This window comes from Mesoplasma corruscae (genome assembly GCF_002930145.1).
In the GTDB taxonomy this organism is placed as follows: domain Bacteria; phylum Bacillota_I; class Bacilli_A; order Mycoplasmatales; family Mycoplasmataceae; genus Entomoplasma; species Entomoplasma ellychniae.
On sequence record NZ_PHNF01000001.1, the window covers coordinates 463,749 to 490,392 of the forward strand.

Genomic DNA, 26,644 nt, shown 5'->3' on the forward strand with positions numbered 1-26,644 from the left:
AAAGGAGTAAAAAAATGAATAATATATTTAACATAATTAAAACTGATTTAAATGAAATATCTAAACAACTTCATTTAAAAAAAGAACCACTTTTAGAACTTAATAAAAATAATATTAATACTCATTTTTCTACATCTATTGCGTTAATAAATGCAAAAAATAAGAAGATGAATCCGATGGAACTTGCTGAATCTATTAAAGTAATTTTATTAGAAAAAAGTTATTATAGTGAAATCGAAGTGGCAAAACCAGGTTTTATTAACATCAAATTAAAATGTGAGTTTATTTCTACTATATTAAACAATATAAATACTCTTAAAAAAATGTATGGATTTAATAATAAAAAAAATAAGCTAATAAATCTTGAGTTTGTATCAGCTAACCCAACAGGTTTTTTACATGTTGGACATGCAAGAAATGCTGTGGTTGGATCTGCTTTAGAAAAAATATTAATTGCTGATGGGTATGACACACAAACAGAGTATTACATTAATGATGCTGGTAATCAAATCAATATTCTGGCTGTAACTGTTTTTGTTCATTACTTGTGGTCTTTTGGAATTGAAGCTGTTAAACCAGAAAATTCATATGGTGGAACTTTTTATGATGACTTAGCACAAATTATCAAAGATAAATATGGTGATAAGTTTGTTAAAATAAAATATGATGAAACTCAAATATTAGACGAAAAAACTCAAGATGTATTTAAAAATGAATCTGTAAATTATTTTCTTGAAGAAATTAAATTGCAATTAAAAGCATTTGGTGTAACTTTTAATTATTTTTCAAGTGAAAAAGAAATGTATGTAACCAAAGATATTGATAAATTATTTAAAGAACTTGAAAAAAATAATGCGACTTATAAAAGTGAAGGTGCATTATGGCTTAAATCGTCAAAGTATGGTGATGATAAAGATAGAGTTTTAATTAAAACTGATGGTTCTTTAACTTACATGGTGCCTGATTTGGCAATGCATAATAGTAGATTAAAAAGAAGCAAAGCTGATTTATTAATAAATGTATTTGGCGGAGATCACCATGGATACATTGCTCGTATGAGAGCAGGTCTTGAATTATTAGGTTATAACCCAAATATTTTAGAAATAGAGATAGTGCAAATGGTAAGGGTTGTTAAAGATGGCCAAGAGTACAAAATGAGCAAAAGAAAAGGTACTGCTGTTTGATTAGTTGATATAATGGAAATGGTCGGTAAAGATGCTTTAAGATATATGTTAGCTTCTAAATCGAGTAGTTCGCATATGGATTTAGATTTAGATTTAGTTCAACAAAAAAATGCGACTAATCCAGTTTATTATGCTCAATATGCAACAGCTAGATGTAATTCTGTTTTAAAACAAGCAAAGGAAAAAAAAGTTAGTCCTAATTATAATAAAACATCATTATTAACTAATGACAAAGAACTACAGTTACTTTTATTGTTAGACAGTTTTAATCAAGTAATTGCAATATCAGCTAAAAATAGAGCACCTCAAATAATTTGTGAGTATATTCAAAATATTTCAAAACAATTTCACTCTTATTATTCTGATAATAAGATTATTGATGAATCTAATATAAAACTTAGTGAGTCAAGAGTAGGTTTAGTATCAGTTGTACTACAAACTTTACAAAACTCATTTGATTTGATAGGAATACAAGCCTTAGAAAAAATGTAATAGAAGGAAATAAAATGCAATATTTAGATTTATATATAACATCGTTTTTTTTAGTTATAGTTATTGCATATTTCTTATATGTATTTTTTAAAGACAAAAATAAAGAAAAAAGATGGGCTTTCTTTATAGCCCAAGTTTTTTTAACAACAACTTCAGGAATAATGATTGCAAATATTAATTTTAATAAAATGAATGAAATATTTAAAGGTAACACAATAATTTTATCAATTATGATGATAATTGGAAGTTGAGTATTGTTTTATGCTATATTCAAGTTTGTTTATGGCTACTTGTCTATAAAATTTAATAACAGAAAAGATTTTATTAAATATTCTAATTTATTTTTAATAATAGCAATTTTATTGTTTTTTATTCAAACAGAAAATAATTTTGTTTTAATTACTATATTTATCATTCAAGCTATTTTAATTGGTGCATGTCTTGGAGTTCAATCTTCATATTTTTTATATTTTAATGAACAAAAGTTTAATAAAAATTTTCCACTTAAAGTTTCGTTTATTTTGGGTACTACTATATCTTTGGCATATCTAACTTCAAATCTTTTAATTAGTTTAGTGCATATAATTCCAAGTGATGCTTACTTTATAGAATTATATTCACCAATAGTACTAGTTATAATAAGTTTTATTCTGTCATTTTTTTTAAAAGAATATCCAGATAAAATTGGTGGGTTTTCAAATAGAATAATTCATCAAATGGCACCTTACAAAAAAAATATTTTAGTCAAGATGATTATTTTAACAATCACTTTATCAATTATCTACACATCTTTACAATCACCTTTTATTAAAATGTATATTATAGCTGAACTAAAGTCAAAAGGAGCTAGTTATTTTTTTTTAAATGCTATTGATAGACAATACACAATCATGTTTTTTGTCCCACATTTAATTCTTGGATATATTATATTTAAAATATTTAACAATAAAATAAATCTAAATTATGCACTTATATTAGTTCTTGGTCTTATGTCTTTAACCTTATTAGTAAATACCTTTTATTTAAATGCAATTTTATTGATTATTTCAAATATAATTTTTGGTTCAGTATTATTTACTTTGATGTATTTCTGAATGTCTTTTGCATTAATGTGAAATTCTCGTGCAAAGCAAAAACCAATTTTGGGATGAGTAACTGGCAGTTTTGTGTTAAGTCAGTTTTTAATAACAACTTTATTTAATTATGTCATTTTATTAGATAATTCAATTTTCATAGTTAAAAGTTCAAGTGAAATAATAAGTCCTGAATTAATAGATTTAGAAAATTTTAAGAATAAATTATCTATATTTTTGAAATTAGTTTTTGCAATTATGTTTGTGGTTAATTGCATTTACATAATAATAATATTTATGTGATCTAAAACAATTATTGCAGAGTATGAAGATGTAAATTTTATGATTCAAAAAATGTATAAAATTGAAAAGCAAAGAATAGAAAATAAAATTAATAAAAGAATGGTAGAGGATTAAAATGAATAAAAAAGAATTTATTGAAAAACTTGAAGAAGTTGAAAAAGATGATTTAAATATTAATGATAAAGTTTTTAGAGATTTTATTAAGTTTTTTGTTAATTCTTACAATTTAACTATTGATAAAGAAACATTTTCGCATTGAAATTATTTAGTTATAAACACAACTAAATACAATAAAAGAGCATTTACAACTCAATCAGATTTATGAGCCTTAGTCTATGATGATTATTTTGATAAAAATGAAAACTTAGATTTATTTAAAAATGCTTTACACAACACTATGTTTAAAGAACAAATAAAATATTTAAATCAAAATGTAAAATTTAAAGACGACTATGCAACTAAAAAAGATAATAAAACTTTAAGTCAAATTGAAATACGACACACTAAAAAACTTTTAGAATGAACTGTCAATTATATTGAAGAACTGAAAAAAGCCAAACAATCAGCTATTCAATCAAATCAAATTGATAATTTATTAACTAAAGATTTTTCTATTGAATTTTTCATTGAAAAACATGATTATTTTTTAAAAGTTTTTAATTGACATAAAATGGGATTTGAAATAATTATAGGATAAGGAGCTAAAAATGAATAATGATTTAAAGATAAGTGTAGATAAACTAAAAAAAATTATAAAACTAATTAAAACTAAAACATTAAATGATCAAGAACTTGAAAATTTAATGTCTTTTATATCGCAATTAATTGATAATCATTTCTTTAAAAGCTCTAATTTAGTTAATAAGCTAAATAAAAATTTAATTAAAAATAATAGAATTATAGATATAAAAATTAATAGTGATTCAGAAATTATTTCAAGCAAAGATGCTCATGAATTTTTATATTTATTAAAAACTTTTTTTTCATTAGCATTATCTAAAAAAATGTTTTTTAATATTTATATTTTTACTGAAGTCAATATGATTATTAATTATTATATTATTAATTCTATAAAAGATAAAAGTTATGATAGCTTTAACAATCGATTTAAAATAAATGAATTAGAATATCATAATCAAGTTGTAATGTACAAGTATTTGTTTTCTATTTTTGATAAGTTGATTTATATTAGCGGATTTATCGTAGAAAAATATAATTTGACAAAACATGAAATTGCAAGGGACTTAAAGTTTGTTAAAGACTTCGATAAAGTTGCTCAGCCTTTTTTTAAAAATTCTCTTAAAAAAGAAAATACCAAAATTTATCTGAAACTTTTAAATCAATCATCTTCTTGACATTTTTTAAGAAAACTAAGAAATAACTTAGAACATTCTTTTAGTGATAATAAATCAGAATTTAATATTTCATTAGAAACAGAAATGCTATTTGTTTTAATAGCCCGAACTCTGATACAAATACATAATGATTTTAAAAATGATAAAGAACTATTCAAACTAATTGACATGAGCCAAAAAGTGAGTTAAAAAACTCATTTTATTATAAAATATAAAAGAATTACAAGGAGATATTTATGAAACATTGAGATGAATTAACGATTGATAATTTTTCAGGTCCTCTTGATATATTGTGAAATATGATTAAAGACAAAAAAATAGATATTCAACAAGTTCAATTAATTGATATAGTGGATCAATATCTTTCATATATTAATAGTCAACAAAAGTTAGATATTGAGATAGCTAGTGAGTATTTAGTTATGGCATCACAATTGATAGAATTAAAGTCAAGAAAGTTATTACCAGAGCAAAATCAAGTAACTGATGAAGATGATTTACAGTTTGATGATTTAATTGAACAAATTACACAATATGGTCAAATTAAAGAATTAACTAATTTCTTTTATAATAAACAAGATGAATATTTAGTTTCGTTTTCTAAACCTAAATCAAAGCAATCTTTTAAGAAATTTTTAGAAAAAGGTGATGAAGAAGATATTGAAATTTTAAATATAGATCTTGAAGAGTTTGCTAACATTTTTAAAAATGCTATGGAAAGGCGACAAGAAGGAGATTTTTTAAATGATGATGGGTTTTGAGATGAAGAAGATGGTTATGACCCAAACCATCAAGAAATAATTTCACCCCAAATAATTGCTAAATCTATTGTTTCAAGAATGAAAACCAATAAAAGAAAAAGTTGAAAATTAGAAGAAGTTATAATTGATTATGAGGTTAGTTTAATGAATATTATTTCAACATTCTTAGCAATACTTGATTTGGTTAGGCACCAATTGGCAACAATCACTCAAAAAGAAGAAACTTTGGAATTTACTTTTACCGAATCAGTTATAGAGGATGAAGCATTGTTAAAAGTTATAGAGGAGGCAGTAACAGATGAACAGTAGTATGAAATCAATTATTGAAGGACTTTTGTTTGTATATGGAGAAGAAGGAATAAGTCTTTTAGAAATTCAAAATGTGTTAGAAGACAAAAGGCCTGTTGATATTCAAGAAGTTATTTTAGAACTAGAAAAATCATACAAAGCAAGTGAAGACTGTGCTTTTTCAATTCAAAAGTTTGGTAAAAATAAGTATCGTTTACAAACAAAACCTGAATTGCATGAATATTTGGCAAAGTTAGAAGCTACAAAATCTATTTCAAGACTTTCTCCTTCTTGCGTTGAAGTTTTATCGATAATTACTTATAAAGGACCTATTTCAAAAAATAGTATTGATGAGATAAGAGAAGCTGATTCTTCATATCAGTTTTATAAACTAAGAGATAAAAAACTTATTAAAGCTGTAGGTAAATCTGAAACAGGTGCAAACTTATATTCTATTACAGACAACTTTTTTAAACTATTTAATATCCAAGGTGGGATGGAATCCATCCCCCAAATTGATTTATTTCATTCAACAGTGAATAACGAAGAAAAGTTAAATATCACTTTTGATTCAGAAGATGAAAAAATGAATCAAAAAAATTCTGAAGTAGAGATAGTTGATGACGAAGATTTTGAAAACTTTGTTGGAGATGAGAATTTTTAATGGAAAGGTTACAAAAAATACTTTCAGCCAGAGGCGTAACTTCTAGAAGAAATGCGGAAAAATTAATAATTGAAGGAAGAGTTTTTGTTAATGGTAAAAGAATTACTGAATTAGGTTTTAAAACAACTACTGATGCTGAAATCATCGTTGATGGTAAGATAACTGAAACAAGTAATGAAAAGTTTTATTATCTATTTTATAAACCAAGATTAGTTTTAACAACCATGTATGATCCTAAACAAAGGAAAACTGTTGCTGATTACTTTAAAGATGTTCCCACAAGAGTTTATCCTGTTGGTAGATTAGATTATGATGTTAGTGGATTGATTATAATGACTAATGATGGTGAATTTGCAAATTTTGTTATGCATCCAAGATATGAGTTTTTTAAAACATACCAAGGTCTTTGTGAAGGAAAAATTAGTCATAAGCAAGTTTCTGAATTAGTTAGTGGTGTAACAATTGATAACGATTATTTTACTAAAGCAATTAATGCAAAATTAGTGAATTACAATGTAGAAAAAAATCAGTCTATTGTTGAAATGACAATTGCAGAAGGTAAAAAACACCATGTTAAACAAATGTTTGATGCTATTAATGCAGATTTAAAAAAATTGAAAAGAACAAAAATAGAGTTTTTAGAAATTGATGATTTAAGAATTGGTGAGTTTAGAGAATTAAAAGCCCATGAAGTTAAAAAGTTTTATGGAATATATAATTCCACAAAACGCAAAGAAGATAGGCCAAAATAAATAAAGTTAAATCAAGATTACTATGGAGTTGGCAAAACATCAATATTTAGCAAGTTATCAAAAATAGCTGTTATGAATTTTTTAAAGATTTATTTATCATAATTCACACTTTTTTAAAGCTGATAAATATGTATTTTGATGACAAATATAAATACTATTTGATCAAACAATAATTAAAAGATCTTATTTTATATAACACACTATAAAATGAGTTACGTAAAATAAAATTATTAAATCAACCTTATAACACTATCAAGAAAATAAAAACAATTTAAATTTTATTAAAATAAATGATAATGATGATGATTTAAATATTAAAATTAAAACATATTAAAAAGCATAAGGAGAAAAATTAATGGGAAGAGCACATGAAGTTAGGGCTTCGTCTATGGCAAAAACTGCAGCTAAAAAGTCAGCTGCAAATGGTAGAGCGTCCAAAGAAATATATATGGCAGCAAAACAAGGAGGAAGTGACCCATCGTCTAATTTGACTTTAAGAGGTTTAATTGAAAAAGCTAAATCTAATCAAATACCTAAAGATGTAATTGATAGAGCTATTAAAAGAGCTAATGGTGGAGATGCTGAAAATTATGTATCTAATAGGTATGAGGGCATGGGTCCAGGAAATTCAGCAATTATTGTTGATGCCTTAACAAGCAATGTGAATAGAGCTGCTGCAAATATTAAAGATGTTTTTAATAAAAACAATGGTAATCCAGAAGGAAAAGTTTCTTTTTTGTTTGAAGAAGTTTCTTTTTTTGCATTTGATCATTCAAATCAAGAAGAAGTTTTAGAGCATTTAATAATGAGTGAAATACATATTAATGACGTTGAAGAAGAAGACGGTTTAGTAATAGTAACAGCACCGTTCAAATCATTTAGCGCTGTCAAGTCATCTCTTGATGAATTTGGAATTTTGGAATATGTAGTAGCAGAAACAAGAATGGTACCAACAGATGGTTATATTGATATTTCTGAAATTGAACAAAAACAAAATTTAAAAATATTGTTAGACAGACTTGATGAACTCGAAGATGTTCAAAACGTATACCATAATGTAAACATGTAATAAAAAAACAAGGAGGTTACTATGAATTATTTAAATTTATTTTTACTAATATTAAATTTTACTGGTTTTATAGTTCTTTCTTTTATTTATGTTTATTTTACAAAACAGTATTACACTTATGAAGTGCCTAGAATAAATTCTTACAATGATGTTATTAGTAATAAACAAATTGAATATTTTATAGAAAAGTTAAAAGAAATTTATAACTTGCAAGGTTACAATGTAGTTTATGAATCAACTTCAAAATATGTAAGGTTATTTAAAAATGTTAAAAAAAATAATAAGATAGTAATTTCAAAAAGAATTTTTGAATCAGTTGGGTATGAGATAGACTACTTAATGTCTAGAATTTGATTATCTGATAAAAAAATAAATCGCAAAAAAGGCATAACAGCGTATAAAATAAGTTTAAAGTTAATTCCAATTTGCATTTTAATTTTTATGTTCATTATTTTTATTTTTCAGTTTGTTGTTTTTATAATAATGCAAGGCAGTGATGTTGAAACAGGAAGATTAAAATCTAGTTTTTTATACTTTTTTTGACAATACCCAGTTTTATCAATATGTTTTTTATTTTTTATTTTTCTTTTATTAATGAATTACTTTTGATCAATGACATTAAAGCTAAAAGTTGAAAGAAATTATACATTTGAATGTGCAAAGATTATAAACGAATATTTTAATGAGTTTAAAAATGACTTTCAAGCCGCTAGAACTTATTCTATAGCTTTTAAACTAAGTTTTATGCCAATTTATAAACCACATAACTTTTGAGAATCATCAAAATGAGTTGGACCTTTTGTGTACTTTTAGTTAAAAAATAATCAAATAATTTAACTATTGTGTATGAATTTTGATTTTTTTTATAAATGATTTGATATCATTAAATTAATACATTATAAAATATCATAACTTAGATTTTCACCTTTGTTGTACCATTATTATTTGTATAAAATTATAGAAAGAAGATCATAAGAAATGAACACAGTTATTACAGCACAAATATCAGACATAGCACCATTTGGAGCATTTGCAATTTTTGAATTAGATGGGAAACAATACAAAGGTTTAATCCACATTAGTGAAATTGCTAACTCATTTGTAACTAACATTAACGATTTTGTTAAAGTTGGTGAAGATGTTCAAGTTTTAATTTTAGAATTAAACGAAGAAAAAGCTCAAGCAAAATTATCAATTAAACAAGTTTAATAATAATAAAATCTTTACAAATAAAAAATCACTTATTAAATTAAGTGATTTTTTATATAAAAATAAATTACCCTTGACCAATACCTTTATCTTTTCATTCTTGCAAGATTAAATCTTTTTCTCCTTTATCTAATCTATCTTTATATTCAATAAATCTTTTTTTACATTCATGAAGTTCTTCAATAGCTTCTTCTAAAGTTCCTCAACCATTAATTTTAACTGTTTTATTTTGTAAAGCTTTGTATTGTAAGAAAAAGTTTTCAATTTCATCTTTTAAATGTTGTGGTACGTCTTTAAGTGTTTGGTAATCACTAAATCTAGGATCATCATTAAAAACCCCAAACAATTTAGTATCAATTTCCCCTGCATCAATCATTTTAATTGATCCTAAAATTCTAACACTCACTTGTACTCCTGGTAAAGTAGGGTAAGTACATAAACTTATAACATCTAATGGGTCCCCATCTCAGTCTAAAGTGTTTTCTATCATTCCATATTCGCCTGGGTAAAAGTTCGCTCCATATAAAACTCTATCCAAAATTATTCTTCCAGTTATCCCATCAACTTCATATTTATTAGATGAGCCTTTTGGTATTTCAACAATTACATCAACTATGTTATCTTTTGCCATTTTACAATTTCCTCTTTTCTAATTAATATTTTATAATATTTACAAATATTTTAATGAAATATATTGAAAATAATAAAAACTAATTTATAATTATTATAAGTTAGGATTTATTATGACAACAAAAGATAAGAACAAAAGATTAAATAAAATAGAAGACATTTCTGAAGAAGAAGTGAATAAACAAATACAACCAGAAAAAGACCAATATGTTGGAGATCATCATATTACAAAATCTGGAGATCATGACCATGTTAATGAAAATGAATTTAAATTGCATATAGAATTTAGACTTTCAAGGTCTCAATTAATTTTTAAAATAGTTTTAACTGGAATATTTATTGCTTTATGCTTTGCTGTTTCAGCAATTGATATGGCACTAGAGGCAATTAGGTTGCCATTAGACGACCAATTATGACTAACATTTAAATTTTTAGATATAGCTTTGATAACTATTTCTATAGCTATGTTAGGTCCAATATTTGCGTCTGTAATTTCAATTTTAGCACCTTGAATACATGGTATTGTTCATGGTTTTGAACATGGTGTAATAACACCATCAGTTGAAATGCTATCTGGTATATTAATAGTTTGATTAGTTTGACTGGTGTTTTATTATTTCTTTAAAAATTCTCCAATTCATCAGGAACAAAATAAAAGAAAAAAATATTTTAAAAGATTTGTACCGTTACCAATTTTGATAACTGCTTCAACTCTTATCACAACTGCTCTATTTGTATTTGCATTATGAGTATCACCTGATCATCATCATGAACACACTCACGAACACAGTGCTGGTGAACCTGAATTTGATGACATTAATGTAAAAATATTATTTTTAGTTTTTTGTTGAAACTTTTTAAAATATACTCTAGCATTTGGAGTGTTTAGCATTATTGAGTGAAAAATGCGACCTATTAATCATATTTATTACAAAAAATAAACTCATAATAGGCATTAATTGTTAAAATTATAGTGTGATATAGATCACACTATTTTTATTAATATATAAAAAGGGTGTTATCATGACAAATGAAAAATTTAAAATGATTTTAGAAGAAGTAAACATCCAATTTAAAGATTTTTATGTTATATGTTCTTTTGTTGAAGCACTTAAAAATGAAGATTTTAAAAATATAATGAAAATTTAAGATGAAAAAATCAAACCTCATCTAAAAGGAAACGAAAATGAGTTTTCTAGTATGATCTATCAATTTTCAGATCAAAAAATCGATGATTTTTTACCAAGAAATAAAATGTTAATTATATAACTTGACATTGGTGAGGATTTAGATGACATATTGGGTGGGGAGGTCTTAAAAATATGAGAATTGCTGGTGGTGGTTCAGCATTACCTCCAGGAACTGTACATGTTGGATTAATAATAGAAACAATAACACTTTATGCACCAGAATTGATGGCTGCAATATAAGCTGTTGGGATTTTAGGTATTACATGGCTTTCTCAAGCGGCAGTATGTATGTATGCAAAAAAAATTTGAAACACAGATAAAAATGTTGTTGTGGGATTTTCATTTTTTGTAACACCAATAGTTAATTGCTATTTAGAAAGCTAGGAATTATATGTTTTTATTAGTCGTATTTTTTGCACCAATTATGATGAGTATTATTGTTTTGATTCCAATTAATTCTTTTATTTTAAGTAAACGTAATTTTGAAGAAAGCAAAATTTATTTCGTATCTGTAATGCTTTTAGATGCTTTTATTACTTTTTGACTATTGATTTGAATTGGATTAATAGCGTTGTTTTTATATAAACATGAGGCATTTTATTTATTTTATCAATATATAATTATTATCACTATTTTATACATTTTAAAAGCATTAAATATTGTTTTTTGTTACACACAATCAAAAAAAATAAAAATTTTTGAAGCAAATATAATTGCAAACTCAAAAGTGCAAATTTGATTATTTTTATTTTTAATTCCATTTGCAAATATTATTTGGATTTTTAGAATTTTGTTTTCAATGGTATCTCAAGAAAAGAATAAAGAAACTGTTAATAAAGTATAATAAATATAATAAAAAATATTTTTTTATTTATGAGGAGTTAAGTAAAAGTACTTGACTTCTTTTTTGTTTATTAGTAAAATAATTAAGGTTTTATAAAAATACATTCACAAGGAGGATACATGGTAAAAATAAGATTAAAAAGAATTGGAAAAAAACAATCACCTTTTTATAGAATTGTTGCAGCTGATTCAAGAGTTAACCGTAATGGTCAATACATTGAATTAATTGGAACATTTGATCCATTAAAATCAGAAATTAAAATTAATAAAGAATTAGCTTTAAAATGATTACAAAATGGTGCTCAACCAACTGAAACAGTTAGAGAGCTATTATCTAAACAAGGTGTAATGAAATCATTACATGAAGCTAAATTAGCAAATAATAAAAAATAGCTACCATATAAATATGGATAAAAATAATTTATTGCACATAGGGAAAATTGTTAATACATTCGGAATAAAAGGTGAATTAAAATTTGTCTTAAATTCAGAATTAACAATTAAAAATTGAAATGATTTTAAACTAATTTTTATAGAATTAACAAGTAAAGAGATTTTACCTTTTAGCATCATAGACTTTAGAGATAAAAAAAATCATTTAATTATCAAACTTGATGGTATTAATAATATAAATGAAGTAGAACGTTTTAAAAATAAATATGTTTACTTTAATAATGAAAAAAATGTTTTTGAAAAAAAGGTGAATTTATCTGATTATCAAATAAATTATAAAAATCAAACTTTATATATTGTCGATTATATGTTCAATGGTGTTTATGACTTAATAAAAATTAAAATTTATGAAAAAGAATTTTGAGTACCATTAGTTGAAAAATATATTGAAAGACAAGACGATAATAAATTAGAAATTATTTTGAAAGATATTGAAGGTTTAATGTAATGAGATATTCAATTTTAACTTTGTTTCCAGGTATGATTAAATCTTATATTTCAGAGTCAATTATTAAAAAGGCTTTAGAAAAAAATAAGATTAAATTAGAAATAGTTGATATAAGAAATTTTACAAACCTTGCTCAAAATCAAGTTGATGATTATCAGTTTGGTGGGGGTAAAGGAATGGTTTTAATGTGTGATCCTGTTGTTAAAGCAATAGAAAGTGTTAAAACTGAAAGTTCGTTAGTTATTTTAACCTCACCCCAAGGAAAAACATGAAATCAAAATTCTGCAAGAGAAATAGCCGTCAAACAAAATCACTTAATTATTGTTTGTGGGCATTATGAAGGTTTTGATGAAAGAATATTAAACTATGTTGATATTGAAATATCAATTGGTGATTATGTTTTAACTGGAGGAGAACTACCAGCACTCATAATGCTTGACTCAATTACTAGGGTTTTACCAGGAGTAATAAGTCAAGAGTCTCATCAACAAGATAGTTTTGAAGACAATTTATTAGATTATCCAGTATATACACAACCGCGTGACTTTAGAGGTCACAGCGTGCCTGAAGTTTTATTGAGTGGACATCATGCAAATATAAAACAATGAAGAGAAGAACAACAATTAATAGCTACTTTTAATAAAAGACCAGATTTAATTGATGAATCAAAATTAAATAAAGTTCAATTAGAACTTTTAAAAAAACTAAAAAAATAAAGGAGAAAAAGACATGGCATCTAAAGCAACAAAAACTATGTCATCAAAGTATGACATAGTTAACAATCAACTTAGAAGTGACTTACCAGACTTTACATCAGGAGATACAATTAAAATTGATGTAAAAATTAAAGAGGGAGAAAAATTTCGTACACAAACATTTGAGGGTTTAGTAATTAAAACTCAAGGATCAGGTATAACTTATTCAGTTGTGGTTAGAAAATTATCAAATGGTGTTTTTGTGGAAAGAACTTTCCCATTACATTCACCAATTGTTGATAGTGTAACTGTACTTAAAAAAGGACGTGTACGTAGAGCTAGAATTTACTACATCAGAAACTTATCAGGTAAAGCTGCAAGAATTAAAGAAGTGTTACCACCTAAAAAAGAAAAAAAATAGTAAACCAAGACATTTTAAAAGTTGTACACTTGTGCAACTTTTTATTTTCTTATTTCCAAATATCAACTATCTTGATAAAATAATTTGAGTAAAAAACATTAAATTAAATAATGGTATAAAGATAAAATTTAACTAATTGTATACTGAATAGAGTAATATTGCTCAAACAAAATCTTCATTTTGTATTGGATAATTGTTAAAGTAATAACTAATAAGATTATTCAAATCATTGATAAAAAAACTAAATAACATCTCATTTAATTTTTCTCTTTGTTTTTTTAAATCTTTATAATACAAATCATTTTAATAAAAATTTATGTATCATATGGTAAATATTTTAATAAAAATTTATGTATCATATGGTAAATATTTTAATAAAAATTTATGTATCATATGGTAAATATTTTAATAAAAATTTATGTATCATATGGTAAATATTTTAATAAAAATTTATGTATCATATGGTAAATATTTTAATAAAAATTTATAATTACACTATATAAAAAGGTGGAATACCGACATGGATAAATCAGTTTAAACTAAAAAATATTTAATTTATTATCTTTTTTGAAAAAAGGAGATAACGATATGATTCAAATAAATAATTTTAAACTATCCCAAAATGAACAATTTTTGTTTAAAATACAAAAATTGCAAATTAATAATAATAACCAAATTATTGCACTTATTGGTAATAATGGAGTCGGTAAAACAAGTTTTGCAAAGGCTGTTGCAAAACTTGAACACAAATTTGAAGGTGTTTTAACAAACACATTTAAAACTAATTACATAGAGCAAAAATACTTTGTAAACAATAATAATATGAGTGGTGGAGAATATAGCAAAACTAAAATTCTTGAAGCTTTTATGGCTGATGGAAACTTTTTAATTTTGGATGAACCAACTGTTAATTTAGATAGAAACAACTTCAATTTTTTAATAAAAAAAATGAAATGTTTTAAAGGTGTTATTTTATTGATAACTCACGACAGAGAACTTATACAAAAAACAGCTAATGAAATTTTAGAGATAGAAGATAATGAATTAAAATATTATAAAACAAATTTTAAAAGTTATATTTTTGAAAAAGAAAATCAAGCAAAACAACATAACATCAATATAGAAAAATATAAATTGACAAAAAAACAATTAGAAAAAGATATTACAACAACTAGAATAAATAATCATAAAAAAGAAAACGGTTCTAGAAAATTAAATGCATCTGAAAAAAAACTGCAAGGTGGTTCTGGAAAGAGCTCTATGAGTAAAAAGTTAGGCTCACTTAAAACTAAACTAAGCAAATTAGATAAAGTTAATGATAAGTATATTCTTAATAAAAAAATATCTTTTGAATTTGAGCAAGGATTAAAACGAAGTGAAATTTTATACCTTAATAAATACAATTTTATGATAAATAATCACGACAAAATAGCATTAACTGGTCAAAATGGATCTGGTAAGACAACTCTTATGAATTTAATTTATAGTCAACTATCACAATTAAATAACCCATTAATTAAAATAGGGTTTTTACACCAAGTTATGGATCATAAACTACTTAATCTTTCTGTCAAGGACTTTATAGATTTAAAATCTTATGAATCAAGAACAATAATTAGGGGATATTTATCTCAATTTAAATATACCGACCTAATGTATTTAAAAAAAGTTAGAGATCTTAGTGAGGGAGAAAAAGTTCAACTAAATTTAAGCGCAATTTTGAGTGTACCAACAAACATATTGCTTCTTGATGAACCAACCAATTATTTAGACTTAAATTCTATAATAATGTTAGAATTTGCTATTAAAAAATATGAAGGAACAATAATCATTGTTAGTCATGATCAAGTTTTTATCGAAAACACTTGTAACAAAACCTTAAACCTTGATTTATATAAAGATAAGTAATGGTATTTTGTTATAATAAATAAAGAAATAAAGGGGGAAGCATGGCAGTAGATTTTAATTGATTTCCCGGTCATATGAACAAAACCCTTAAAGCAATAGAAGCAAAAATACCTGTTGTTGATTTAGTTATTGAAGTTTTAGATGCAAGAGCTCCATATTCATCAAGAAATACAACTTTTTCAAAAATTTTGAAAAATAAACCTGTTTTATTTATTATGGCAAAAGCAGACATTGCTGACCCAAAAGTTACTCAAGAATGAAAAGAATATTTTGCTAAAGAAAAAAGAGAAGTTTTAGTATTAGATAATAAAAATGAAAACATTGTCAAAGATTTAGTCGACGCAATTAACAAAGCTACTTTAGAAAAACAATTAAAAGATAAAAATAAAGGAATGATAAATTCTTTAATTAATGTTTTAGTTATTGGTATACCAAATGTTGGAAAATCAACTTTAATTAATAGAATTGTTAAGAATAAAAATGTTAAAGTTGGAAATAAACCAGGTTTGACAAGAGGAATACAAATTATTCATTTATCAAAATTTATCTCGCTTTTAGATACACCTGGTATCTTACCTGCAAAATTAGACTCTGAACAAGTGGCTACTAATATATGTGCAATTAATTCTATAAAACAAGGTATCTATCCTCAAGAAAGAGTTGCTGGAAAAATAATGCAATATGTATTTAATTCATATGAAAATGTTATTGAAACCTACTTTAAAATATCTCCCAAATTGCAAAGACCAATTCAAATAAGTGAAACAATAATATTGTTTGAATTAATTGGAAAATCAAAAAAATGATATATCAGCGAAGATTTGTTAGATTACAATAGAGTTATTTCTCATTTTTTGCAATGTGTTATTGATCAAAAGTTTGGAAGAATTTCTTTTGAAAAAGTCTTAGAAGCTGTTCCAAAAGAAATTGAAAAAATAGCAAAATCAGATAATGAAAAAAAACATATGGATATTACAGATTTATGATAGACAAATCAAGAATTGAATTTGATTTAGATATTCAAAAAACTTATCATACAACTTTGATTAGTGGTAGTGATGAAGCTGGAAGAGGAGCTATGGCTGGTCCTATAGTTGTTGCTAGTGTAATACTACCAAGTGACTATGCCAATCCGTTAATACAAGATTCAAAAAAACTTAGCAAAAAATCAAGATTTTTTTTATTTAATGAAATTAAAGAAAATGCTGTTTCTTATTACATTTCAGTTATATCAAATGATATTGTTGATAACATCAATCCTAAGAAAGCAAGTATTAATGGAATAAAAGAAAGCATATTAAATCTAAGTCTAAAGCCTGACGTATGCTTAATTGATGCTGAAAAAGTTGAAATAGATAATTATTTTTGTTTGCCTTTTATTAAAGGTGATGATAAAAGCCAAAGTATTGCTGCAGCTAGTATATTAGCAAAAGTTACAAGAGATCAAATAATGATTGATTATGATAAAAAATATCCAAATTACGGTTTTGCAAATCATAAAGGGTATTGTACTAAAATGCATCAAAATTTACTTTTTGAAAATGGTGTTACACCAATTCATAGATTAAGTTATAAACCAGTAAAAATTATTTTGGGTTCTCTAAAATAATTTTTTTCTTTAATAATAAAATGACAGCAAAAGCTGCAAGAAAAGAGGCGAATATGAATCTAGTAAATATTATTGGACAAATTGAAGGCGATGCTGAAGTTGCATATACTTCAAAAGATGGGAATTCAAAACTTTATAAGTTTATTGTTAGAGTTCCTAATAAGTCAAAAAATAAAACATACCATAAAGAAGACGACTTAATTAACGTTAAAGCTTGATCTACAGTTATTGAGGATGAGTTTTCTTTACATGATCAAGCAATTATTGGGATTGAGGGAAAAATACATTCATCAAAGGGAAAAGACAGCACAAATATATTTAATGAAATTTATGCAAATAGAGTCTTATATTTAAGTTAAAATGGATAATGTTTTATTATACTTTTCATTAAAATATCAAGCAAATTGAAAACTTATTTATAAAGCTTTGGATGAAAAAGAAAAAATAGAAGCAAAGGATCTTATAAAAATACCAAATACAATAAGTGACAGCTTTATCAGCATTATTAATCCTTTATATCCAAATTCACTAAAACAAGTTCAGGAGCCAAGTTTTGTTTTATACTTTAAAGGAAGTATCTCGTTGTTACATAATTATCATCAAAATATTGGTTTTATTGGTGGAGAAGTTGTTAACAGTTACAACAAAGTAGCTGTCATAAAAATAATTTCAGATCTTATTTTAGAAAAAAGAACTATTGTAATTTCTGGTGATCAACCATTACAAGAAATTATAGTTGATAAAGTTATAGAAATGAATGGTAAAATAATCATAACAACTCAGCTTCCGCTAAATACTTTTTTAACAAAATCAAAAATAATAAAAAAAGATTTAGACCAAGCAGATTATTTGATCATAAGTGAACATCAAAATTCTTCATTATTTAATATATACACCAATGAAATTTCAAGCAATTATAAAATTGTAGATGGCTTGTCAAAAGCTATTGTTGTATTAGAAACAAATAATTTTGAATCTATAAATTCTTTTATAGCAAATAACATTTCAAACAACAAAAAAATATTTGCAATACCCCAACCAATAAACAACAAAACACAAAAAAGTAATTGGTTAATTAAACAAAATGGTCTTTAATTGATTCAGGATTTGACATTTTAAATCAAATTTAAAAAAACCACGCCTGTGGTTTATTTTTATGTAAAAAAAGTGTTAAAATATATTGAATAAAAAACAAGAAAAGAGGTTTTTATGGAAATTGACAAACAAGAGCAAGAAAGACTTGATAGTGAGCATATAACACAATCATCAACACCTCAAGCAAGAGTAAAAAGATGGTTATCAAGAACAGACATTGAAGAAGAATTCGAAAGTGAAAAAGGTAAGAAAGAATTATCATATTCAAAACTAGTACTAAGCTACATGAAAAAAAATAAAATCTGAACATTTTTATTGATAACTTCTGTTATTATTTTTGCTATGTCTTCAGCAACTTCACCTATTCTTATGCAACAAACATTGTTAGCTGCAAAATCTAGCCTTTCAATCCCAATAACTGTAGAAGAAGGTTATTGAGGAATTAAATTATGAATAGTAATAACTGTACAGATAGTTGCGCTTATAGCAATGGCTTTTTCAATGTTTGTTTCGCAATGAACAGCAGGTATGCTAGGTAAAAAAATTGAAGTGGATTTAAGAAATGATTTAAATAAAAAATTAATATCAATGGATATGTCTTATTATTCTGACAAAAAAATTGGGGAAATTCTTACAAAAGTAATTTCTGATACTCAAATCATTGGTGAGCAAACAGGGATTATTCCAGTTACTTTCTTAAATGGTATTTTAGTAACAATAGCAGCTATATCTGTTATGTTTTTTATCGATGTTTGAATGACTTTAATTTTAATTTTGATATTTGTATCATTAGGCATCATTTTTGCAATTTTGTTTTTTCCAATAAAACCAAAAGCGTATGCAGCAAGAAAAGTTGTTACTGAAGTTAATGGTGATGTAACTGATAGAATAAGTAATGTTAAATTAATAAAAGCTTCAGGAACTGCAAGATATGAAGAAGCAAGATTTATTGAAAAACATAAAGCTTACTATGAAAAAGGTTCAGCCTTAAATTTTTATCAGTCAACAATTATCACACTTTTATATATAACTATTAATGCTATAGAATCATCAATGATTGTAGCTTGTGTTATTTTATACAGAGATCACCCTGAGAAAATAATAAGTGTTTTGGTTGGTATGGTTCCAGCATCTTCACTAATGATTGGCCCTATGATGTCTCTTTTAAGAATACTTGTAGGTTTAACTCAATCTAACGTTGCTTCAAAAAGAGTGGGTGAGATTTTAAACCAAACTCCAAGATTTAATAATCACTTTGATGATGAAGAAGGAATTATAATTTCTGACATCAAAGGCAATATTGTTTTTAAAGATGTAGCTTTTGCATATCCAGAAAAACCAACTGAACTTATTTTACCAAAATTTGATTTTGTTTTTGAAAATGGTAAATCATATGCTTTTGTTGGCGGAACTGGTTCTGGTAAATCAACAATAGCAAGATTGCTATTAAGATTTTATGATCCTACAATTGGAATGGTTATTATCAATGATGATATAAATTTAAAAGATGTTAAGCTTTCTTCATATTTAGATCTTGTGGGTTATGTAGAGCAAGAACCAGCCATTTTTTTGGGTGATGTTTATGATAATGTAAGATATGGAAGATTTAATGCTACAAATAAAGATATTATAAAAGCTTGTAAAAAAGCAGAACTTCATGACTTAATAATGAGTTGACCTGATGGATATGACACTATTTTGGGTGAGCGTGGATTTATGTTATCTGGTGGTCAAAAACAAAGACTTGTTATTGCTAGAATGTTTTTAAAAAACCCAAAAATTTTAATATTAGATGAAGCAACCTCAGCATTAGATAATATTGTAGAAGAAGAAATTCAAGCAAAGTTAAATGAGTTGATGAAAGGCCGAACAAGTGTTACTATAGCACATAGACTTTCAACAATTAAGAATGTAGATGAAATTTTAGTATTAGCTCCTAAAGAAGGAATAGTTCAAAGAGGAACATTCAATGAACTTAAAAAAATAGATGGGCATTTTAAAAATTTATATGATGCTGGAAATTCTAAAAAAGATCGAAAGGGGGTAGAAATTAATGAGTAATGTAAAAAAGAGAGAATTGAATAAATATGGTTTTGATAAGACTTTAGAATTTTCATGAAAAAAACTAGGTAAATTTTTAAAACTTGTGGGTGTAACTGCAAAAAGTAATAAGATTTTATTTGCATTTCTTATATTAAGTTGCATAATGGGTTCATTTTTAGCCGCTTGTCTTCCTTTGGTAGCTAGTATGATGATTACTGCTCTTTCAAATAACAATGTTGAACCAACAATAAAGTTTTTATTATGAAATACTTCATTAATTAAATGAACTTCTTGATTTTATTTGACTTTGGTGATATTAGTTCTAATGTTAATAACTGAATACCTAGTTAACTGAACCATTGGTTTATTTTCACTTAAATTAGAAATTCAAGAAAGACAAAACATATTAATTAAATTAGTTAATCAAGATGTAGACTTCTTTTTTGAAACAGTATCAGGAAATATATTAACAAGATTAGTTGGTGATACTCAATCATTAGCTTTTGGTGTACAACAATTTGTTACCAATATAATTTATTTTTTAACAGGTTGTATTACAGCAATATCAATAATGCTTTTATCTAACATGGTAACTGTGGCTTTATTTAGTGGAATATATTTATTTTTAGTTATTGGAATAGCATTTATGTTATTCATTAAGTCAAGAAGAAAATTAATATTAGCTTTTGATAAAAAAAGGGATGTTGATGAAGATATGACTGATAGAGTTTCCAATATATCTTTAATTAAATCTTCAGGCTTAGAAAAATATGAAATAAAAAGAATAGAAGATATGAACGAAATTTATAACAGAGCCGGAGATCCATCAATAACATGATCTTCAATTTTAAATTCATTTATATCAACATCAATTTCATTAATGTCATCAATTTACATTATAGCTGTTGCCATTATTATAGTTTTGCAAAATGCTAATCAAGCACAAGTTGCTAAAGTTTCAACAGATATTATTTTAATTAATATTTTGTTATCATTTTTACTTGGAGCTGTAGGAATGCTTGTGCCTACTTTAAGATCTGCAACAAGAGCTCAAAATGCAGCTCAAAGAATTTCAGAGTTAACAGAACCAGTGCCTACAATATTTTCAAACTATGAAGAAGCTGAAATAAAAAAAATAGATTCAATAACTTTAGAAGGGATTAAATTTGCTTATCCAAAAAAACCAGATAAAATAATTTTGCCTAAAACTTCTATCACTTTTGAAAAAGGAAAATCGTATGCATTTGTTGGTGAAACTGGTTCTGGTAAATCTACAATAGCAAAATTGTTATTAAAATTCTATGAACCAACTGAAGGTAAAATTATGATAACAGGTAAGTTTGATATTGGTGAAGGTAAAACAAAAACTGAATCACACGATTTACATGATATGAATTTACCATCTTATTTAAGTAGAGTTGGTTATGTAGAGCAAGAACCACAAATTGTTTTTGGTGATTTTTGAGAAAATATAAGATATGCAAAATTCGATGCTACTGATGAAGAAGTTATCAGAGCAACTAAAAAAGCAAATTTACATGATTTTATTATTTCGCTAAAAGATGGTTATGACACAATTCTTGGTCAAAGAGGTTTTTTATTATCTGGTGGACAAAAACAAAGGCTAGTTATTGCAAGAGTTTTTTTAAAAAATCCAGATTTATTAATACTTGATGAAGCAACTTCAGCATTAGATAACATTGTTGAAAAAGAAATTCAAAAAGAGCTTGATCAATTAATGCAAGGAAGAACCAGCGTAACCATAGCACATAGGCTTTCAACTATTAAAAATGTTGATCAAATTATAGTATTAGGGGCAAATGGTAAAGGAATATTGCAAATAGGTACTTTTGAAGAATTAATTGAAAAACCTGGAAGATTTAAGAAGCTTTATGAAGCTGGTTTGATGGGTTAAAATGAGTAATATAAAACACGTCAACATAATTGGAGCTGGCATGGCTGGTTGTGAAGCTGCCTACCAATTATCCAAAAGAAAAATTAAGGTTAAACTTTACGAAGTTAAAAGAGTCAAAAAAAATCCTGTTCAAAAACTTGATAGTTTTGCTGAGCTAGTTTGTTCAAATTCGCTTAGAAGTAATGAGTTAACTAATGCAGTTGGAACTTTAAAAGAAGAAATGAGATTATTAGATTCTTTTATATTAAGTCTAGCGGAAAAGGCAAGTGTGCCAGCTGGGGGGAGTTTGGCTGTTGATAGAAAAATTTTTTCGCAGCTTGTAACCAAAGAGCTTGAAAAAAATGAATTTATTGAGATCATAAATCAAGAATTCATCAATATACCAAAAGATGAAATTACCATAATTTGTTCAGGACCTTTAACTACTGAATCATTGCAAGAAGAATTGATTAAACTTATGGGAAGCGACGACTTTTATTTTTATGATGCTGTGGCACCGATAATAACAAAGAAATCTATTAATATGGACATTGCATATACAAAAAATAGGTATGATAAAGGTGAAACAAAAGATTATATTAATTGCCCAATGAACGAAGATGAATATAATTTATTTTATAAAGAACTTATTAATGGAGAAGTTGCTATTGGTCATTTACCAGGAGAAGCAGAATTAAAGTATTTTGAAGGGTGTATGCCTGTTGAAGCTATTGCTAAAAGAGGGATTCAAACATTAGTATTTGGTCCAATGAAACCAAAAGGTTTAAATAAACCCGATGGAACTAGAAATCATGCTGTAGTTCAATTAAGACAAGATGACGCAAATGATGAGCTTTATAATATTGCTGGATTTCAAACTAACTTAAAATGAGGTGAACAAAAAAGAATTTTTTCATTAATACCAGGATTAGAAAAAGCTAATTTTATAAGATATGGTGTTATGCATAAAAATAATTTTATTAATACACCTAAATTATTAAATAATTTTTTACAATTAAAATCTAATAATAAGATATTTTTTGCAGGACAAATAATTGGCGTAGAAGGTTATGTTGAATCTTGTGTAACTGGTTTAATAGCATCGTTGCATGTTTTTAAAATGATAAATAATAAGACTTTAATTAACCCACAATCTTCCTCAGTAACAGGTGCACTATTAAACTATATTCATAATGCTTCGCAAACAAACTTTCAACCAATGAAGGCAAATTGAGGAATTGTAGAAGATGTAACGTATTCAAAACCAATTAATAAAATTACTAAACAAGAAATTCAAAAAACTAAATCTCTTATGAGATCTGAAAAAGCCATAAATGAAATTAAAGAGTTTATAAAAGAGTACAAAATATAAATCAAAGGAGAACTATGCAAAGTCGTTTAGATACAGTGTTTTGAGCATACTTTGATGAGTATTTAAAAAAAGACTCATCTTTTTCATTAAGAAAATTAACTACTGATAATAAGCAAAAAATAAATGAAGTTTATGAAATAGCATATTTTGCTATTTTTCAATATAAGTTATGAAAAAATGAACCTATTTTAACTATAAATCCAGAAGACTACAACCAATTTGCTGATTACTTAACAGTTAACTATGAAAATTTATTTCAACAAAAAAATAATAGCAATATAAAATTATCTAAGTTTAATACAAAAGACGAAAAAGATATACAACTTATTAAAGAAATAACTACAAAGTTGATACTTGTACACATAAACAAAACGTCTTGGATTGAAAAGAATGAAAATTACATTAATAACTACTATTGACTTTTTTCTTCTCTAACCTCTTTGTCTTTAAGGTTTCAATACGACTTAAATTTCAAAAAAGAAAATAACATAAATTACCACTCTGTTGTTTACCCTTTTTTAACAACTTGCGTAATGATTGATATTTTTGACACAAAAAACATGATTAATAAAATTAAGAAAATATTTAGTAAAGAAAATTTAGCATTTGCTTTTAAAAGTGGGAGAAGTTTATCTCAAGAAGAAAAAAAATGAATATTACCGCAGTTGATTAACATTAAAAATGATGAGGATTGAAATTTATTTTTAATAAATTTTTCAAGGGATAAATGAGAATTACATGATGTTAATAAAAGATTTAAATTAATTCATGATTTGTCAAGACTAACTACAATTTTTTTAAAAGAAGAAATTCACAATATTTCTTTTATAGGTGACGGTGATGAAGTTTATGAAAAACTAGAAAATTATTTGAAGTTATTTTTACCAATATCAAAAGAAGAAAGATCTTTAATTTTTAAAAAAGAAGAAAATGTAAATTGACAAGCTTTATTCCCAATTAATTATAAAGATTACAATTTTAAATGAACTTTATTTCATATTTCAAAATTCAAAGATTACAAAAAACTTAAATATAAAGAAGATAAGTTAGCAGAGTTTATATGAAGAGTTAGATATATTTTTGATTACATAGATTTCATTATGAAAAATAAGTCAAAAAATGAAATCATATCAACTGAAATGATAAATTTCAAGTATGTAGGTCTAGTTGAAACCTTAAAAATGTTTGAATTTAACAAAAATAAATATAAGGTTTTAATAAAACCTTTAACATTTTCAGAAATAAATCTCGATTATAAATATTTTGAAAAAGCTGTTCAAAAATCTCAAAGATTTGAAGAATTAGCTGATAGAGCGCTTCAAATTACAATCATGCTTAGAACCATTACTTTACTTATATGCATTGATTACAAAGCTCCTAAAGCTTTTAATTACTCTATTTCAGAAATAATAATTTACTATTTGTTGTCATTTGGTCCATATAAAAAAAATATGAATCTTTTTCAATCAAAAGACATTGAACAATTAGAGTCAAAAGTTGTAAAATTATTAATACAATACAAAAAATTAAAAAACAAAAACTTAGTTTTAGACACTTTGGGTGTAATTAATAAACTTCAAAATTTTAGTTAATTTTAAAAAAAATATTTTTTTTAAATAATGTGTGGTTTTTTTAAAAAAACTTCATTATGATAAAGATACAACTTAATATATGAAGAAACTTATACAGGATAACATAACGGGTTATTGACCCCGCCCCAGAACCAATTCCGGGACTATAAGGCATCTAAAATTTCTTATTGAAAGTTTCTTTTTTTATGCCAAAAGTTGGTGTTTAAAAAGTTTTTTTCTTACAATGAGTTTCTACATAGCATTAAAATAAATTTGTAAGAAGGGAAAAATAAATATATGTCAAAAATAAAAAATCAATATTATCAGGATTCATTATCTCCATTAGAATTTGCTTATAATAAGTTTAACGGAAAATTGCGTTCTGTTAATTGAAATGTTATCAATGATGAAAAAGACTTGGAAATATGAAACAGAGCAACTCAGAACTTTTGATTACCTGAAAAAGTTCCAGTTTCAAATGACTTAACTTCATGAAGAACAATGGATGCAAAATGACAAGAATTAGTAACAAGAACTTATACAGGCTTAACCTTGTTAGATACTATTCAAGCAACAATTGGAGACACAGCACAAATTCCTAATTCATTAACAGATCATGAACAAGTAGTTTATGCTAACTTTGCTTTTATGGTTGCAGTTCATGCTAGATCATATGGTTCAATATTTTCAACATTATGTTCATCAGAACAAATAGAAGAAGCACATGAATGAGTTATTAATTGTGAATCTTTACAAAATAGAGCAAAAGTATTAATACCTTATTACTTAAATGATGACCCATTAAAGTCAAAAGTCGCTGCAGCTTTAATGCCAGGTTTTCTTTTATATGGTGGTTTTTATTTACCCTTCTATTTATCTGCAAGAGCTAAGATGCCAAATACATCAGATATTATTAGACTTATACTACGAGATAAAGTTATTCATAATTATTATAGTGGATATAAGTATCAACAAAAAGTGGCTAAACTTTCTAAAGAAAAACAAGAAGAAATGAAAACATTTGTATTTGATTTACTTTATGAACTAATAGATTTAGAAAAAGCGTATTTATATGAATTATATGATGGTTTTGGAATAGCAGAAGACGCAATTAGATTTAGTGTTTATAATGCTGGTAAGTTTTTACAAAACTTAGGTTATGAATCTCCTTTTACATTAGAAGAAACTAAAATTGAACCTGAAATATTTAATCAATTATCTGCAAGAGCAGATGAAAATCATGATTTCTTTTCTGGAAATGGTTCTTCATATGTTATGGGAGTTTCTGAAGAAACAGAAGATGAAGACTGAGAATTTTAATT

The 26,644-nt window shown here is 25.4% G+C and carries 28 protein-coding genes and 1 riboswitch; of the genes, 27 read left to right on the forward strand and 1 reads right to left on the reverse strand.

Annotation, left to right across the window (positions count from 1 at the left end):
• Positions 1-14: 14 nt before the first annotated feature.
• From argS to MCORR_RS02185, 10 genes are all read left to right on the forward strand, one after another.
• On the forward strand, positions 15-1,676 hold the full coding sequence (gene argS, locus MCORR_RS02140) for an arginine--tRNA ligase (RefSeq protein WP_104207945.1): 1,662 nt from the start codon (positions 15-17) through the stop codon (positions 1,674-1,676).
• A gap of 14 nt (positions 1,677-1,690) precedes the next feature.
• Positions 1,691-3,166, forward strand: coding sequence for an MFS transporter (locus MCORR_RS02145; RefSeq protein ID WP_104207946.1), 1,476 nt, complete (start codon positions 1,691-1,693; stop codon positions 3,164-3,166).
• A gap of 1 nt (position 3,167) precedes the next feature.
• On the forward strand, positions 3,168-3,749 hold the full coding sequence (locus tag MCORR_RS02150) for a hypothetical protein (protein WP_104207947.1): 582 nt from the start codon (positions 3,168-3,170) through the stop codon (positions 3,747-3,749).
• A 10-nt stretch (positions 3,750-3,759) separates the two neighbouring features.
• Positions 3,760-4,596 carry a hypothetical protein gene (locus MCORR_RS02155; protein ID WP_104207948.1) on the forward strand — a complete coding sequence of 279 codons (837 nt, stop codon included), beginning with the start codon at positions 3,760-3,762 and terminating at the stop codon, positions 4,594-4,596.
• 47 nt (positions 4,597-4,643) lie between these two features.
• Complete coding sequence (locus tag MCORR_RS02160; RefSeq protein WP_104207949.1) at positions 4,644-5,477, forward strand: segregation and condensation protein A; 834 nt, start codon at positions 4,644-4,646, stop codon at positions 5,475-5,477.
• Positions 5,467-6,120 carry an SMC-Scp complex subunit ScpB gene (gene scpB, locus MCORR_RS02165; RefSeq protein WP_104207950.1) on the forward strand — a complete coding sequence of 218 codons (654 nt, stop codon included), beginning with the start codon at positions 5,467-5,469 and terminating at the stop codon, positions 6,118-6,120. The genes MCORR_RS02160 and scpB overlap by 11 nt, the downstream gene beginning before the upstream one ends.
• Positions 6,120-6,872, forward strand: a complete 753-nt coding sequence (locus tag MCORR_RS02170; RefSeq protein ID WP_104207951.1) for a pseudouridine synthase — start codon at positions 6,120-6,122, stop codon at positions 6,870-6,872. The genes scpB and MCORR_RS02170 overlap by 1 nt, the downstream gene beginning before the upstream one ends.
• A 355-nt stretch (positions 6,873-7,227) precedes the next feature.
• Positions 7,228-7,941 carry a YebC/PmpR family DNA-binding transcriptional regulator gene (locus MCORR_RS02175; RefSeq protein WP_104207952.1) on the forward strand — a complete coding sequence of 238 codons (714 nt, stop codon included), beginning with the start codon at positions 7,228-7,230 and terminating at the stop codon, positions 7,939-7,941.
• Between the two features lie 21 nt (positions 7,942-7,962).
• Positions 7,963-8,754, forward strand: coding sequence for a hypothetical protein (locus MCORR_RS02180; RefSeq protein ID WP_104207953.1), 792 nt, complete (start codon positions 7,963-7,965; stop codon positions 8,752-8,754).
• A gap of 165 nt (positions 8,755-8,919) precedes the next feature.
• Positions 8,920-9,150 (forward strand): S1 RNA-binding domain-containing protein, encoded by a 231-nt coding sequence (locus MCORR_RS02185; protein WP_104205764.1) that lies wholly within the window; start codon positions 8,920-8,922, stop codon positions 9,148-9,150.
• 67 nt (positions 9,151-9,217) lie between these two features.
• Here the strand turns inward: MCORR_RS02185 and MCORR_RS02190 are convergent, their stop codons facing one another.
• The gene (locus tag MCORR_RS02190) at positions 9,218-9,781 is read right to left on the reverse strand and encodes an inorganic diphosphatase (protein WP_104207954.1); all 564 of its coding nucleotides are present in this window, start codon (positions 9,779-9,781) and stop codon (positions 9,218-9,220) included.
• 112 nt (positions 9,782-9,893) lie between these two features.
• Here MCORR_RS02190 and MCORR_RS02195 point away from each other — a divergent pair, with 112 nt between their 5' ends.
• The 17 genes from MCORR_RS02195 (at position 9,894) to nrdF (ending at position 26,642) form a co-directional block, all read left to right on the forward strand.
• Entirely contained in the window at positions 9,894-10,721 is an 828-nt protein-coding gene (locus tag MCORR_RS02195) for an ECF transporter S component (protein WP_104207955.1), read from the forward strand.
• Between the two features lie 82 nt (positions 10,722-10,803).
• Positions 10,804-10,929 (forward strand): hypothetical protein, encoded by a 126-nt coding sequence (locus tag MCORR_RS03935; RefSeq protein ID WP_281254014.1) that lies wholly within the window; start codon positions 10,804-10,806, stop codon positions 10,927-10,929.
• A gap of 432 nt (positions 10,930-11,361) precedes the next feature.
• On the forward strand, positions 11,362-11,814 hold the full coding sequence (locus MCORR_RS02200; RefSeq protein ID WP_104207956.1) for a hypothetical protein: 453 nt from the start codon (positions 11,362-11,364) through the stop codon (positions 11,812-11,814).
• Positions 11,815-11,933: 119 nt separating this feature from the next.
• A complete protein-coding gene (rpsP, locus tag MCORR_RS02205; RefSeq protein WP_104205760.1) occupies positions 11,934-12,206 on the forward strand; it encodes a 30S ribosomal protein S16 in 273 nt (90 codons plus the stop codon).
• A gap of 13 nt (positions 12,207-12,219) precedes the next feature.
• A complete protein-coding gene (locus MCORR_RS02210; RefSeq protein WP_104205759.1) occupies positions 12,220-12,714 on the forward strand; it encodes a ribosome maturation factor RimM in 495 nt (164 codons plus the stop codon).
• Positions 12,714-13,430 carry a tRNA (guanosine(37)-N1)-methyltransferase TrmD gene (trmD, locus tag MCORR_RS02215; RefSeq protein ID WP_104207957.1) on the forward strand — a complete coding sequence of 239 codons (717 nt, stop codon included), beginning with the start codon at positions 12,714-12,716 and terminating at the stop codon, positions 13,428-13,430. The genes MCORR_RS02210 and trmD overlap by 1 nt, the downstream gene beginning before the upstream one ends.
• A gap of 13 nt (positions 13,431-13,443) precedes the next feature.
• Positions 13,444-13,830, forward strand: coding sequence for a 50S ribosomal protein L19 (gene rplS / locus MCORR_RS02220; RefSeq protein WP_104205757.1), 387 nt, complete (start codon positions 13,444-13,446; stop codon positions 13,828-13,830).
• Between the two features lie 588 nt (positions 13,831-14,418).
• Positions 14,419-15,738 carry an ATP-binding cassette domain-containing protein gene (locus MCORR_RS02225; RefSeq protein ID WP_104207958.1) on the forward strand — a complete coding sequence of 440 codons (1,320 nt, stop codon included), beginning with the start codon at positions 14,419-14,421 and terminating at the stop codon, positions 15,736-15,738.
• Positions 15,739-15,779: 41 nt separating this feature from the next.
• Positions 15,780-16,727 carry a ribosome biogenesis GTPase YlqF gene (gene ylqF, locus MCORR_RS02230; protein WP_104207959.1) on the forward strand — a complete coding sequence of 316 codons (948 nt, stop codon included), beginning with the start codon at positions 15,780-15,782 and terminating at the stop codon, positions 16,725-16,727.
• Complete coding sequence (rnhB, locus tag MCORR_RS02235) at positions 16,721-17,347, forward strand: ribonuclease HII (RefSeq protein WP_104207960.1); 627 nt, start codon at positions 16,721-16,723, stop codon at positions 17,345-17,347. The genes ylqF and rnhB overlap by 7 nt, the downstream gene beginning before the upstream one ends.
• 53 nt (positions 17,348-17,400) lie before the next feature.
• Positions 17,401-17,706 carry a single-stranded DNA-binding protein gene (locus MCORR_RS02240; protein ID WP_104207961.1) on the forward strand — a complete coding sequence of 102 codons (306 nt, stop codon included), beginning with the start codon at positions 17,401-17,403 and terminating at the stop codon, positions 17,704-17,706.
• A 1-nt stretch (position 17,707) separates the two neighbouring features.
• Positions 17,708-18,442: a DNA-processing protein DprA gene (locus tag MCORR_RS02245; protein ID WP_104207962.1), complete on the forward strand. Its 735-nt coding sequence runs from the start codon at positions 17,708-17,710 to the stop codon at positions 18,440-18,442.
• Between the two features lie 114 nt (positions 18,443-18,556).
• Entirely contained in the window at positions 18,557-20,503 is a 1,947-nt protein-coding gene (locus MCORR_RS02250) for an ABC transporter ATP-binding protein (protein WP_104207963.1), read from the forward strand.
• The gene (locus MCORR_RS02255) at positions 20,496-22,400 is read left to right on the forward strand and encodes an ABC transporter ATP-binding protein (RefSeq protein ID WP_104207964.1); all 1,905 of its coding nucleotides are present in this window, start codon (positions 20,496-20,498) and stop codon (positions 22,398-22,400) included. Before MCORR_RS02250 ends, MCORR_RS02255 begins: the two co-directional genes overlap by 8 nt.
• 1 nt (position 22,401) lies before the next feature.
• Positions 22,402-23,751, forward strand: a complete 1,350-nt coding sequence (gene trmFO, locus MCORR_RS02260) for a methylenetetrahydrofolate--tRNA-(uracil(54)-C(5))-methyltransferase (FADH(2)-oxidizing) TrmFO (protein ID WP_104207965.1) — start codon at positions 22,402-22,404, stop codon at positions 23,749-23,751.
• Between the two features lie 14 nt (positions 23,752-23,765).
• Positions 23,766-25,343, forward strand: coding sequence for a hypothetical protein (locus MCORR_RS02265; RefSeq protein WP_104207966.1), 1,578 nt, complete (start codon positions 23,766-23,768; stop codon positions 25,341-25,343).
• Positions 25,344-25,430: 87 nt separating this feature from the next.
• A riboswitch (nucleoside riboswitch) is annotated at positions 25,431-25,494 on the forward strand.
• Between the two features lie 125 nt (positions 25,495-25,619).
• Positions 25,620-26,642 (forward strand): class 1b ribonucleoside-diphosphate reductase subunit beta, encoded by a 1,023-nt coding sequence (gene nrdF, locus MCORR_RS02270; RefSeq protein WP_104207967.1) that lies wholly within the window; start codon positions 25,620-25,622, stop codon positions 26,640-26,642.
• The last annotated feature ends 2 nt before the right edge of the window (positions 26,643-26,644 follow it).